We start from the raw sequence: 12,800 nt of genomic DNA, 5'->3' as shown, positions 1-12,800 counted from the left end.
TTTCTGCCTGAGGATTTCTTTCTGTTATGGCTTGAAACAACCGGGGTGGTTTGTGCCGTGATCGGACTTGCGGCGGGCGTATTCGTGTTCTTTCTACCGAAGGGACGGCGTCTCGAGTTGCTGTCTCGTCTGACTGTTGCAGTCGCAGTGGGTTTCTATCTGCTTTTTTTGTTTGACGGTTTCGTCCAGTTCCTCACTCCCGGCGACGAAGCCGCGAGCGTACTCGTTGCAGCCTTCCTGCTGCTGGTGCTGATCGCAGTCTGCATTGTGTTTTATTTTTCGCGGTGGTCCGAATTCAGTGTGACAGCACTGATCTTTGCTGCTGTTCCGTTTACTCTCGCGGTTCCTGCTATGGCGGGAACCCTTTCAGCGGTCATCAATGGTCCCGGAACGGCCGCTGCTCCAACCGTAATCGCCGACACGGATGATACGCCTAGACCGAACGTATACTATTTCATTACTGACGCTTTCGTCAGCGCTGCGGTTCTCAAAGAACTATTCGAATACGACCTAAGCGGTTTTGTCGGGAAAATGGAGAAATTCGGATTTTATCATGCCGATGAGACCTACTCGTCATATAACATGACCTCCTATACGATCTCGTCTATTCTACAAGGTAATTATTTCCTGAACGAAAGTTCGCCAATATTGGATCGCAGACACAGCGAACTTCTATATCCGCGCATGATAAGGAGAAATGAAACACCCGAAACAATCTCAAAAGCCAAGGAAACTGGCTACGAATTCTATCTTGTTGGCAATAATTGGGGACGCTGCGGAGGCCCGCACGTGCTCTGTTACGACGATAACGAAACGAGTTACCTGTCACAGACATTTTGGTCCGCGACGCCAATCGATTTTATTGTTCCGGCCGATATTGGAGCGCCGTTTGCGCCCACAAAGAATCTTACGGAAGAAGAGGCCAAGGGTTGGCAGAGCGCCAGGGCCGGCAATGCAATCGACAAAGTGATCAACCATCTTCGCGCCGAAGGCCCACCGGATGCACCGCGTTTTACTTTTGTCCACCATTTGGCGCCGCACCCGCCATATCTCTATTTCCCGGATTGCACGGAGCGCTCCAGCTACAAGGTGGATTTCAGGTTATGGTCTAAGGAAGCGCGGGAATATTATCTTGCAAATCTCGAATGCACGGAGAGAAAGATCACTGCGGTTGCAGAGGAGATTGTCAGGCGTGACCCCTCCGCTATCATCGTATTCCAGGCCGACCACGGCAGCGCCTTCAGCTTGGATGGAAAATGGTCTGATCCGTTTACCAAGTGGGAGCCGATTGCGATCCGTGAACGATCCTCCGTTCTCAACCTCATCCGAATGCCGCAGAACTGCCGGAACTGGCTTTACCCGAGCATTTCGAACGTGAACACCGTTCGCGTTGTACTCGCCTGCATAAACGGGACCGAGCCTGATCTCGTCGAAGACAGAAGTTATGTTGGGACATACGCAGAGTCGGGCCCCAATGCCGGGCGTTTGCGACGGATCGACCCTCGAACCAACGCTGTCTATCCGGCTGAACAATGACAGCCGATCCGACCGCTGTTTCCTCGGCGAGGGTCAAGCATGGGTATGGAGCATGAGCAAAACGGCGCCGGCTCATACAATACCAACCGTCATCTGATCCCAACCCTTAATCGAGCACTTTCGTACAATACGTCCGCGTCGATTGCCTCGAAGCCACCTCTTTGTTTCCTTGTTCGAGTATCGTTATCCGCGCAGTGCTGCTGCCAAATAAGTCTGACATGAATCCACATTGAAATGACTGCCTGGGATCCGGGCACCCTCGTTCATTCACTGACTGGCGCTCGCTGAACTACGATGCCGCCGGTGTACCCGGAGCAAGCACGGCGGCAAACAGCGACCAAACATTACTCGCCAGCCAGTAGAGGCAAACTGCGGCTGGAAGCGTGTAGATGAGCACTAGCAACACAATAGCGACGATCATAAAGCGGTTGCGCGATGACCGTGTTGCATTTGGATCGATAAATGATTCCAGCAGCGCCACCGCCGTCAGCAGCAAAGGCAGAATATTAATCGCCGTTCCGACAAATGATAATTGCAGCAAAGCGTCTGGCTTAGACAGATCGGAAATAAACAGAAACCGTGCGCCCACAAGTTCTGGATGGTCGACCAGCAACAGTAGAGCCGCCAGTAGAAACGGAACCTGCACCACAAGCGGTAGAAGCGAAGCCATCGACTGGATGGGATGGTAGCTGTGCTCGGCATATATGGTTTCGATGCGCTCGAAACGCTCGCGTCCGGTATATTGCGCCCTGGCTTCCGCGAGTTCGGGTTGCATACGCGCTTGAACCAGCCGCTCCCGTTGGGCCTGTCGTCTGCCAATGCGTGATATAGGGCTGGTCACGACGCGGACCACTGCACTCAGCAGAATAATGGCAATGCCGTAGCTGCCCGACACTGCATGAAACCCATCCAGGACGAACTCCATGGCCACTATGATTGGCCACAATATCGTAGCGACAATATCCATTACGAGCGATCGCCCCGATTTGTTTCGGCGCCCTAAACGGGGACGAGATGATAGAGTTTTCTGTGACCGCCCTTGAGCGGTTCGGATGAGACAATGCGGAACATCTTTGAGATTGCCGCTTCGAAACCCGCTTCCGTCAACTCGCCGTACTGGTTCTCCCTGTTGCGTAGAAGCATTTTCGACATGTCATCATCCAGTGTTACGAGTTCCAACACCACTTCACTGTCGAGTTTGCGCAGCCACGAAAGGAAAGCGCCGAGCGGTATATTGGCGCTGATCACGATGTGATGGATGAGCGCCAGACAGAGCACGAGGTTCGGGCGCGAACGACGGTCGAACGCCTTGCGCTCCTCTCCGTTCCAACCCTGACCGGGGGAGATGTTGGCAAGGTTCATGATCGCTGGACAGATATTGGTGCCCACTTTGGTTTTCTGCGCTTGATAAAGGCGCTCGATCGCCTTTGCGTCTCCATCTACGGAAAGAACGTAGTCGGAATGCCGTGCGCAAATCTCCGAAAAGGTGCCAGTGTTACAGCCGAGGTCCCAAACCAGATGGCGCCGCGCGGACGACACCGCTCGCTCGACGAAACTCTTCTTGGTCTCGAAGGAAGCATCGCCGTAGCTATGATCAGTGTCGTAACTACCCCAAGTCGTGCGGACCTGAGCGGGCTGGAGCCTATTGACCAAACGTTTCAGGCCCTGGATCGTGCCCAGAACCATGGCTTCCGAATGGTGCATCTTCCTGCTCTTGGAAACTTGCTTGCCGCTGTTTTCCGTCAGGGACTTCGCTTCGTCGAGTTCGGAACCGGCATAACGTGCCTGCATCTTGGCATGAAGATAGACGTGTGTCAGAACGCCCTTGCGCAACCGCGTGCTGCCAGACAGCAGACGGCTGGCCAACAGCGGATCGACCCCCTCCAGATCGGCCCGCAGAAAAGGTTGGAAATCAACTCCCTTGTAGGCCTGCAGCATTAACGGGTACAGGAATTGCATGCAGAATTGTCTGTAGCCGACCCATGGCTCTCCTGCCCTGTATGGTGTGAAGGATGGTATGTCGATAAAGACAGGCCGTGAACCAATCCATTGAATATTGTACGCCGTGGCGTCCTTCATGCTCCATCCGGCGTGGAACGCTCGTTCGACCAGTTCCAGTTGCAGCAGCGCCGCGTCGCGCAGCATCCCAAACGACCATTCATAGGGGTAGGTCACAAAGGGAATCCGCTCATGGCTCAGATAGCCCGCCCATTCGTCAGTCGGAGCAATCGGACGCTCAAGCTGCTCCGTGGCGACGACCTTTCCTTCGTCCAACAACTCCTGAAAAAAAGACTCCGAGGCAAGCGCCCGCCAGTTGGCAAGCGCTTCAGCGCTTACTCCGCGGATTATCTGCTTGCCATCATCATAAACACGATTGTTGCGATCCCTAAAAGAACCCCGGTCAGGGATTAAAGATCCATCCCCGACCGCATCGGTCATTTGATAACTCATCGACTTATGGCAACTCCACTGCGTTGTCGTTAGTTTGACTTGTCGCCTTTGGCGCGCGGTTTAAATAAATCAACGGCTTTGTAAAAATATTTTCTGCAAGTATAAGCAGCGGCTGCGAAGAAACCTATAATGGCCGTTGTGACAACGCTTCCCGTACCCGGATCAATATAAGCATAGGCGTTGCTTGTAGCGGAAACAAGAAATACGATTATCAATCCGATTTTTTGCACGTTCATCTTGAGTACTCCATGAGTGTGACCCGCTCCAAATGGCATCTTTCCGGCGCCAATCCGTTTGGTTTTTGTCATATAACTGTCATAGAACTGTCATATATTGTCAAATAATTTTGACGGTGTGTTAGGGTTCCCGGTTTCCGGGATGCTTGCACCCGTGTGTTTCATCATCCCATCCCTTGGGCGGGATCGGCTCGGTCCGCCCGCTGAAAGCGCTCTTCCCCGAGGCGGTTTGTTAGGCAGTGAAGAGGCATTGGAATGCCCTTGAAGAAGCTCCGGTTCGAAGAATTGTTGGCGAGGCTGTTGGATCGGTCGGCGTGACGCTATTCACCCGTTACCGATGGCTCTGGGAATTCAGTGGCCTGAAGGGCGATCAAATGAGACATCTCAAGGAGCTTGAGGAGAAGCAGAGAAGCCGCAACGCCCGCTATCCCACACGAAGCATGAAATCGGCGGGATCCAACCGGTTCATGACGAATGTGGTATGGCACACAACGGCGTGATATGAATGACGAGCCAGCCTCGCTAGGCTTTGCAATGGAGAGTCGCGGTGACGGCTGACCTTTTGATTCAGTATCTTCCGAGTTTGCTTCTGATACTTTCGATCTTCACGGTCGGCGTTGCAAGTCCCGGCCCTGCAACGCTTATGATCATGGGGACAGCGATGTCGCGTGGTCGCCCTTCGGCTGTGGCACTGTCTTTCGGTGTCGTGACAGGTTCGATGTTCTGGGGTTGCTTTGCCGTATTCGGATTCGTCGCGGCCATGGAGGCATCCGCGGCGCTATTCACCGCCATGAAGCTGGCTGGCGGTTGTTACCTGTTTTATCTTGCTTTCCGGTCTTGGCGTTCGGCGATGGCAGCGGATGAATCGCTCCGGGTTCAAACGGTCACGTCCGTAAACCTCAACCAGAGCTTTGTCCGGGGTTTGCTGCTGCATCTTACCAATCCGAAGGCACCGCTGGTTTGGCTCGCAACGCTCACTGTCGGTCTTGGCGATACGGCTCCTTTGCCGCTTCTGGTATTCACCATTCTGCTTTGCGAACTTGTGGCGATTCTCGTCTTTGTCGGCTACGCGGTTTTGTTTTCGACGCCGGTGGCATCTCGATTCTACATTTCGTTTCGCCGCCCCTTCGATGCCGCTCTGGGATTTCTGTTCGGTGCGGCAGCGATCAAGATACTGACGTCTCGAACAACTTGAGTGCAGTTGACCGCGGTCAAAAAACACCGCATGGGCTCGACGAGCACTGGATCAATTGCCATCGCTGGCTGTCGGCGGTTCCCCGCGGCTGATCGCGAGATGAATCCCGTCTTCGAGCCGCAGATCGACATGCAGGTTAACGCGGCACCAAGTACTGTCGAAGCAGGGTGCGGCCCATTCGCTGACGAGGCCGTATTGATCCGCCACGGAGAATCCGTCATCCGGCCGCGATAAACGGACCGCCTTGAGTTCGAAAGATGTCCAGGAATCGAGGAGAACGGCCGTGCTCATCATTATATCCTCAACGCCTTTGGAATAGTCCCATTCCCGCTTCCATGCGACCCGGCATTCACCGCTGGGCGCGGCATCGGTGGGAAACGACATTTCGATGTATGCATGTCCGCCGGCGAAATCCCGCTCCTCATCGCCGGTCTTGGACAAAACCACTGTTTTATGCTCGGTGCCGGATTCGAAACCGAGTGCGTGTAAACTCGACGAAACGACCTGGTAGTCCTCGGGCAGGATCTGTTCGGGCAGTTCCCGTGTCACCTGCTGGGCCAGGCAAGCGCTCCGGAATGCACCGAACACATTGAGTATGCCGCGAAAATCCGACCAGTTCTTGTGCGGGAAGGCGATAGGTTCCGCTTCTGCGGAAGCAGCAGGCATAGCGGCCGTCAGCAATCCCGCCGCTATGCATAACGGCCGAATAGAATGGAGCGTGGATACGGATCCCATGGCGATCACCTTCGGACGGTTGTCTCGTCACAGAAAGATTACCACGAAAGCGCTTATAAAGGAGATAGATAACCCGTCACTGACCGGCAGGTGCAGACCGGTTACCGCGGTTGAGACATCGTTCGTCCGTCAGATGGAAACGCCGGAACGTAAAATCGCACCAGTCAATGGCATAGCCTTCATGTCGACTGTATGCAGCCATTGCTCATGATGCCCCACGATCTATGAACGTCTCGGGCGGCGGATCAACGCCACGATCATCGGCATGCAAACGACGATCACGCCCAGCGCAATAATGGTCAAGGAGACCGGGCGGCCAAACACGAATAAGGGATTGCCCTCGCCGAGGCTTAGCGTCTGGCGCAGTCGATCCTCGATGATGGGCCCCATGACGATCCCCATGATAAGAGCGACGACGGGCCATCCAAGCCGCAGTAGAAAATATCCTGCCACGCCGGCTGCAAGTGCCACACCACAATCGAACAGACGGCTGTTAACCGCGTAGATCCCGATCAGCGAGACGGTAATGACACAGACGGCCAGGATCGCAGGCGGGACCTTCACGATCATGGCGAAGGGTCGGAGCAGCAATGCGAGCATGGAAAACGCGATGAGATTGATCAGCAGCATCGACCAGTAAAGCGTTGAGATCAGTTCCGGCTCTTTGATGAGAAGCAATGGTCCTGGATAGATACCGTTCAGCGTGAAGATGCCGAGCAGGACGGCGCTCAGCGCCTCACCTGGAATGCCGAGCGTAAGTAGCGGAATCAACGCACCCGCAGGCACTGCATTGTTGCCGGCCTCCGAGGCCACGCATCCCTCGGGGTTTCCCTTCCCGAAACTGTCGGGATCGCTGGATCGGCGCTTGGCGACATCGTAGGAGATGAAGGAAGCGAGCACCGACCCTGGTCCCGGCAACAGCCCTATAAAGGTTCCCAGAACCCCGGAGCGAAGCAAGGTTCGCCAGTATCGGAGCGTGCCGACAATACGCGAAAAATCAAGTGTGTTGCGCCCAAGGTCCAGTTTGTCGGTTTTCAAGATTCCCTGCTCGAGAAGGAGCAAAGATTGGCCGATGCCGAATATTCCAAGCACCAGCGCGACAAGATCGAAGCCGTTTTGCATCGGCCAGAAGCCGAAGGTGAACCGTGCGCTGAGCGTCGGTCCGTCGATACCGACCGTGGACAGGAAAAACCCGACACCGAGCAGGAGTAGGCCGCGCGATAGCTGATCCCGAAAGGAAACGACGACAAGGGTGACGCCGAAGAGTGCCGCGACCAGATATTCCGGCGGCCCGAAGCTCGCCGCCACATGCGACAGGAGGGGTGCGAGCACGACGAGAATGACAATACTGACAAGCCCACCGCCGAGAGAGCCGACGAGCGCAGCGGACAGGGCGATCTGCGCTTCGCCACGCGCCGTAAGAGGAAAACCGTCAAAGGCTGTGACAATCGAGGAAGGCACACCCGGGGTTCTCAACAGGATTGCAGGAACCGATCCACCGAAATAACCGCCGCAGAAAACCCCAAGCAGGAGCGAGAGCGCCACCGACGGTTCGAGCGAGAAAGTGAAGGGCAGGAGCACCACCATGCCGACCATCGGTCCCAATCCGGGAAGAACGCCAACGATGATGCCGACCGTGGTTCCGACGACAAGCGCAACGATGTTCGAGAGCAAGAAGGCCTCGCTGAAGCCCTGTGCAAGAAACTCCATGAGTTCAGGCCTCGATCATTTCAAACAGCCAGGGCGCTGGAAACCAGATGTCGAGAAACGTTTTGAAAGCGAGATGCACGAGCAGGGCCATGACGGTGGCAACCGCGAGGGACTGCCAGGAGCGTCGATAGACAATGAGAAGCCCGATCAGCACCGCCATGAACGTGGCGGCAACGAGGCCGATGGCGGCGATGGCTGGGGGATAGAGGCACATCAGGATAAAGAGAAATGCAGCCCGACCCGGGAACCCATGACCATCTATATGGAATGGCCGGACGGCACGAAGGCGGAGCACACGAAAGACAGCGGGCACTGCCGACAAGGCGGTTATGGCCAGCACGATCATCGGAAAAATCAGCGGTCCCTTGTAGAAGGGATCTGGGCCGGAACGATCGACCAGCCAGGGCGACAGGATAAAAAGCACGGCGGCTGACAGGCCGACACCGGCAGCCAGCGTTTCGTGGCCTAACGGCACCTTTGCCGCTCTGGCGTCGTCTTCATCCGTCCTTTGTGACATTGGGCGAATTATTCCATGATCCCGAGATTTTTCATGGTCGTCCCAAACGCCGCAAGTTCGCTGTCCATGCGCGCCCGCGCCTCTTCGGGACCGCTGGAGTGCGGCACGACACCGACATTCTCGATGACCTCGGTCACCTTCTCGTTCTTCATTGCGGAGAAGAATGCTGAAGAGAGCTTGTTGACGATTTCCTTTTCAGTCTTCCTGGGAACAAATGCCCCAAACCAGATCGAATAGGCGTCACCATAGCCTTGTTCGGACACATTGGGCACATCCGGATAGGCCGGCAGCCGCTCGGGAACCATGGCTGCTAGGATCTTCATCTTCCCGGCTTCGATATAGTCGGTCAGGCCGGGTGTCGAGAACGTGATGACGTCGGCATCGCCCTGCACGACCAGTAGTGGGTTAAGTTCCGAATAGGCCGTCTCCTTCCATTCGAAACCGCCGGTTTCAGCCACTTTCATCGCAATCAGGGTCGGCACTGCGCCGAGACCCCAGTGCGCCAGTCGCAGCTCGTTCTTCTTGCCGTATTCGGCGAGCTCGTCGAGATTGGAATAGGGCGCGTCTGCTCGGGCGGCGAGCGTGAAGGGGCTGGACCACACCAGACCGAGAGGCTGGAGATCTTCGTTTTTATATGGGGTTTTGCCGCGCAGCACCTGCGTGATCATCGGGCCGATCGAAACCAACCCCATCGTGTAACCGTCGGGCCGGGCATTCACCAGGTCGGCCGCGCCAAGGACCGCTCCGCCACCCGGCTTGTTGACGACCTTTACCGGCACTCCCAGTTCTTCGGACATCACCGGCGCAATCGCATTGGCGACCAGCGTGGATGGGTCGTTCGGTGCCGGCCACGGAATGATGATCTGAATTGGTTTTGATGGCCAGTCGGCCAGGGCCGTTCCCATCGATACGCCGAGAACGACTGTTGCAGCGACCGCTACGCGTAAGAACCTACCAAACATGCCTTCCTCCCATTTCGTTTTTCAAGCCCGTTCTAGGTTTCGGCCTCCCCGGCCGTCCGAGTGGCCCGGTGGCTCATCAACGGTTGCAGCTTGTCGAGAAGCGAAAACAGCGTCTCCAGTTCGCCCGGCGTCAGCGCTGAGACCACAAGCTGGTTGCGCTCAAAGGCGCGCCTAAGAATTCGCCGATGAATCTCTGCGCCTGCGTCTGTCGTGCACAGCCGGATCGTTCTTTGATCGTCCGGATCCGGCGTACCCTCGACGAACCCTTTCTTTGTCAGCAGGTTGACGATGCGGCTCAATTGCCCCTTGTCGATAAGCAAGGTTCTGGCGACCTCGAAGAAGCGCACCGGCTGCAATGCGGCGATGATGCCGAGCACGCGCCATTCGACGATACGAAAGCCGAACTCGGTTCCGAGCCATTGCTGGCCAATGCGATCGCCTGCGGCGCCGAGCATGGCGACGCGAAAGGTGAGAAGATCGCGAATGTCGCCGATCCGCGGATGGTGCGCGACGTTCTCGTCAAGATCGTCCAGCAAAGGCTGGTTGGACGGCATTGTCTCTGCTCGATATCGTTGCGTTAATCAACGATATCGTGTTTAGTTTTGTTGTCTTTGTCAACGGTTTATCGAACGGGAGGCCCATGGCGGATAAACCCAGGAACATTCTTTTCATTATGTATGATCAGTTGCGGTTCGATTATTTAAGCTGCGCAGGCCATCCTCACCTGGAGACGCCGAACTTCGACCGGGTTGCCTCCATGGGCGTGCGATTCACGCGGTCCTATGTCCAGTCACCCGTGTGCGGCGCGTCACGCATGAGTTTCTACACCGGTCGTTACGTGCATTCCCACGGCGCCAGTTGGAACGGTTTTCCCCTCAAGGTCGGGGAAATCACACTCGGCGATCACCTGAGACGGTTGGGCATGGATGCGGTTCTTGTCGGCAAGACGCATATGCGGGTGGATACCGACGGCATGGAGCGGCTCGGTCTGAGGCGAGACACGATTATCGGTGCACGCGTGGCCGAGTGCGGCTTCGATATCTTCATCCGCGATGACGGCTTGTGGGGCGAAGGGCCTGCAGGCCATTACGATACCGGTCCGCAGCCCTATAACGATTACCTCAAGAAAAAAGGATATCCCGGCTCGAACCCCTGGCATGATTTCGCCAACTCCGCGGTCGATGACGATGGCGTCATGGCGTCCGGGTGGTTCATGGAAAATGCTGACAGGCCGGCAAACATTGCAGAAGAGGATTCCGAGACACCCTGGCTGACGCGCCGGGCCGAGGATTTCATTGCATCGCGCGGAGACACTCCTTGGCTTTGCCACCTGTCCTATATCAAGCCTCACTGGCCCTATATCGTGCCCGCACCCTATCACGACCTTTATACTGCAGACGATGTGATCGCGCCCGTGCGCTCCGATGGCGAGCGGCAGAACCCGCACCCGCTCTATCGCGCGTTCATGGAAAACACGGTCGGCAGGGCCTTTCGGCGCGATGAGGTTCGCGAGAAGGTTGTTCCGGCCTATATGGGCCTCATCAAGCAGTGCGACGACCAGCTTGGGCAGTTGCTGGATGTCCTGGAGAAGGCGGGCCGTTTGGAAGACACAATGATCGTGATCACCTCCGATCATGGGGATTATCTCGGCGATCATTGGCTTGGCGAAAAGGATCTCTTTCACGAACAATCCGTCAAGGTGCCGATGATCGTGTTCGATCCCTCTGCGGAAGCGGACGCCACGCGCGGGCGGATTTGCGACGAACTGGTCGAGTCGATCGATCTGGCGGCGACCTTTGTCGAGTTCGCCGGCGGCGAGGTTCCCGACCATGTTCTGGAAGGCCGTTCGCTGATGCCTTTCCTGCATGATGAGGAACCGCCTGAATGGCGGGATTTCGTGATCTCCGAATACGATTATTCCCAGACCTCGATGGCCGAGGAATTGGGCGTGTCGCCGAAACAGGCACGTCTGTTCATGGTTGCGGACAAGCGCTGGAAGTTCACGCACATTGAGGGTTTTCGACCCATGCTGTTCGATCTCGTCAACGACCCCCAGGAGCTGCGCGATCTTGGCGACGATGCGGAGTATGAGAACGTTCGGCAGATGATGGCGGAGCGTCTTGCGCAATGGGCGCGCAGACCCTCACAGCGAACCACGAAATCCGATGCGCAAATTATTGCCGGACGCAGTGGCTCCGATGGAAAAGGAATCCTGATCGGCGCCTATGAGGAAGCCGACGTCGGACCGGAGTATTCTGAACGCTACAAGGGAAAGCCGGGGAGATAGCAGCGAACGCAGCTTTAAGGGCGCTTTGTGCAAAACCTGCCAAAAAGTGAGTACGTCTTCACATTGGTGTAGAGTGTCATCGCCTCGATGTCACTCTCCTTTCAGCCGATGCGGGTTCCTCGGTGCGGGAGCCAAGCTCGCGCGCCGACGCTGTTCAATCATGAAAGACGGTAAGCCTGGAGTGCGAGATCGCCAGCCAGCAGGCGAGCCATGTCGAAAGCCTCGTCTTCATCGAGACGGTGGGTGGTCACGAGGTTCGCCAGATATGTGCAATCCGTCCTTCGGGCCACGTCGTGGCGAGCGCCGATGGAGGTAATGGCGCGTGTGTCGTCATTGAAACCCGCGGTGTTGTAGAAACCCGCTGTCTCAGTGACGCTTTGGCGATACCGCATGATTCCTTCGAAACTGTCGTGAAACCACCAGGGCGGGCCGAGACGCAGGCAGGGATAATGCCCGGCCAGCGGCGCCAGTTCGCGCGAATAGACGGTCTCGTCGAGGGTGAACAGGATCACGGTCAGGTTTGGCTCATTGCCGTATTTGGCGAGCAGCGGCCGCAGCGCGTGGACATAGTCGGTCTGCAGCGGAATGTCGGCGCCCTTGTCAGCACCGAAGCGCGCGAACAGGCCGGCATTATGGTTGCGATAGCAGCCGGCATGGATCTGCATGGTCAGCCCGTCCTCGAGGCTCATCCCGGCCATCTCGGTGAGCATCTGGGCGCGGAACAGTTCGGCATCGGCCGGGCTCGCCTTGCCGGCGCGGACCTTGTCCCACAGTGCGGCACATTCGCCCTTCGACAGGTCGGCGGTTGCCGCGGTCGGGTGGCCGTGATCGGTAGCGGTAGCGCCATGGGCCTTGAAGAAGGCGCGGCGATTGCGGAGGGCGGCGAGATAGCCGTCCCACGAGGAAATGTCCTCGCCGGTCAGTTCGGCCAGTTTATCCAGTGCCGGTACCACCCCTGAGGTGCTTAGCGTGACACGGCGTTTTGATAAACCAAAACCGTAGTCGTCCAGCATCAATTCCATTGCCGGAACAACATTATTCATATTCAGTAGCGGTTCACCCATACCCATCATCACCACGTTGGTAACCGGTTTTATGCCGGTTTTACCGTAGGCTCCGAGTAATTGATTAACGCGCCATACCTGACCAATAATTTCCGCAACGTTGAGAT

General features: G+C 56.5%; 12 protein-coding genes and 1 pseudogene. 4 read left to right on the top strand and 9 right to left on the bottom strand.

From position 1 onward, the window contains the following. A partial coding sequence (locus QZ638_RS18105; protein ID WP_295813312.1) for a sulfatase-like hydrolase/transferase occupies positions 1 to 1,536 on the top strand: 1,536 nt, incomplete at its 5' end. 289 nt (positions 1,537 to 1,825) lie between these two features. Here the strand turns inward: QZ638_RS18105 and yidC are convergent. From yidC to QZ638_RS18090, 3 genes are read right to left on the bottom strand one after another with little or no spacing between them, the layout of a single operon-like run. Continuing rightward, a complete protein-coding gene (gene yidC / locus QZ638_RS18100) occupies positions 1,826 to 2,503 on the bottom strand; it encodes a membrane protein insertase YidC (protein ID WP_295813311.1) in 678 nt (225 codons plus the stop codon). A 32-nt stretch (positions 2,504 to 2,535) separates the two neighbouring features. Continuing rightward, a complete protein-coding gene (locus QZ638_RS18095) occupies positions 2,536 to 3,975 on the bottom strand; it encodes a hypothetical protein (protein ID WP_295813310.1) in 1,440 nt (479 codons plus the stop codon). A 41-nt stretch (positions 3,976 to 4,016) separates the two neighbouring features. Next, the gene (locus tag QZ638_RS18090) at positions 4,017 to 4,295 is read right to left on the bottom strand and encodes a hypothetical protein (RefSeq protein ID WP_295813309.1); all 279 of its coding nucleotides are present in this window, start codon (positions 4,293 to 4,295) and stop codon (positions 4,017 to 4,019) included. 209 nt (positions 4,296 to 4,504) lie between these two features. Between QZ638_RS18090 and QZ638_RS18085 the strand changes: the two are divergent. Both QZ638_RS18085 and QZ638_RS18080 read left to right on the top strand, forming a co-directional pair. After that, a pseudogene (locus QZ638_RS18085) lies at positions 4,505 to 4,640 on the top strand (IS3 family transposase); the annotation flags it as partial. 130 nt (positions 4,641 to 4,770) lie between these two features. Beyond that, the gene (locus tag QZ638_RS18080) at positions 4,771 to 5,418 is read left to right on the top strand and encodes a LysE family transporter (RefSeq protein ID WP_295813308.1); all 648 of its coding nucleotides are present in this window, start codon (positions 4,771 to 4,773) and stop codon (positions 5,416 to 5,418) included. A gap of 51 nt (positions 5,419 to 5,469) precedes the next feature. Here the strand turns inward: QZ638_RS18080 and QZ638_RS18075 are convergent, their stop codons facing one another. From QZ638_RS18075 to QZ638_RS18055, 5 genes are all read right to left on the bottom strand, one after another. Next, positions 5,470 to 6,084: a hypothetical protein gene (locus QZ638_RS18075; RefSeq protein WP_295813307.1), complete on the bottom strand. Its 615-nt coding sequence runs from the start codon at positions 6,082 to 6,084 to the stop codon at positions 5,470 to 5,472. Positions 6,085 to 6,375: 291 nt separating this feature from the next. Continuing rightward, positions 6,376 to 7,863, bottom strand: a complete 1,488-nt coding sequence (locus QZ638_RS18070) for a tripartite tricarboxylate transporter permease (RefSeq protein ID WP_295813306.1) — start codon at positions 7,861 to 7,863, stop codon at positions 6,376 to 6,378. Positions 7,864 to 7,867: 4 nt separating this feature from the next. After that, positions 7,868 to 8,380, bottom strand: a complete 513-nt coding sequence (locus QZ638_RS18065; protein WP_295813305.1) for a tripartite tricarboxylate transporter TctB family protein — start codon at positions 8,378 to 8,380, stop codon at positions 7,868 to 7,870. A gap of 8 nt (positions 8,381 to 8,388) precedes the next feature. Then, the gene (locus QZ638_RS18060) at positions 8,389 to 9,342 is read right to left on the bottom strand and encodes a tripartite tricarboxylate transporter substrate binding protein (protein WP_295813304.1); all 954 of its coding nucleotides are present in this window, start codon (positions 9,340 to 9,342) and stop codon (positions 8,389 to 8,391) included. Positions 9,343 to 9,374: 32 nt separating this feature from the next. Then, complete coding sequence (locus tag QZ638_RS18055) at positions 9,375 to 9,896, bottom strand: MarR family winged helix-turn-helix transcriptional regulator (protein WP_295813303.1); 522 nt, start codon at positions 9,894 to 9,896, stop codon at positions 9,375 to 9,377. A gap of 86 nt (positions 9,897 to 9,982) precedes the next feature. Here QZ638_RS18055 and QZ638_RS18050 point away from each other — a divergent pair, with 86 nt between their 5' ends. Next, positions 9,983 to 11,629 (top strand): alkaline phosphatase family protein, encoded by a 1,647-nt coding sequence (locus QZ638_RS18050; protein WP_295813302.1) that lies wholly within the window; start codon positions 9,983 to 9,985, stop codon positions 11,627 to 11,629. Between the two features lie 158 nt (positions 11,630 to 11,787). Here QZ638_RS18050 and QZ638_RS18045 read toward each other — a convergent pair. Further along, on the bottom strand, positions 11,788 to 12,800 hold a 1,013-nt coding region (locus QZ638_RS18045; RefSeq protein WP_295813301.1), incomplete at its 5' end, for a glucuronate isomerase.

The organism is uncultured Nitratireductor sp., from assembly GCF_913053745.1.
GTDB lineage: Bacteria > Pseudomonadota > Alphaproteobacteria > Rhizobiales > Rhizobiaceae > Nitratireductor.
The sequence above is the reverse complement of the archived record's forward strand: the minus strand, read 5'-3'. Positions and strand labels throughout refer to the sequence as shown.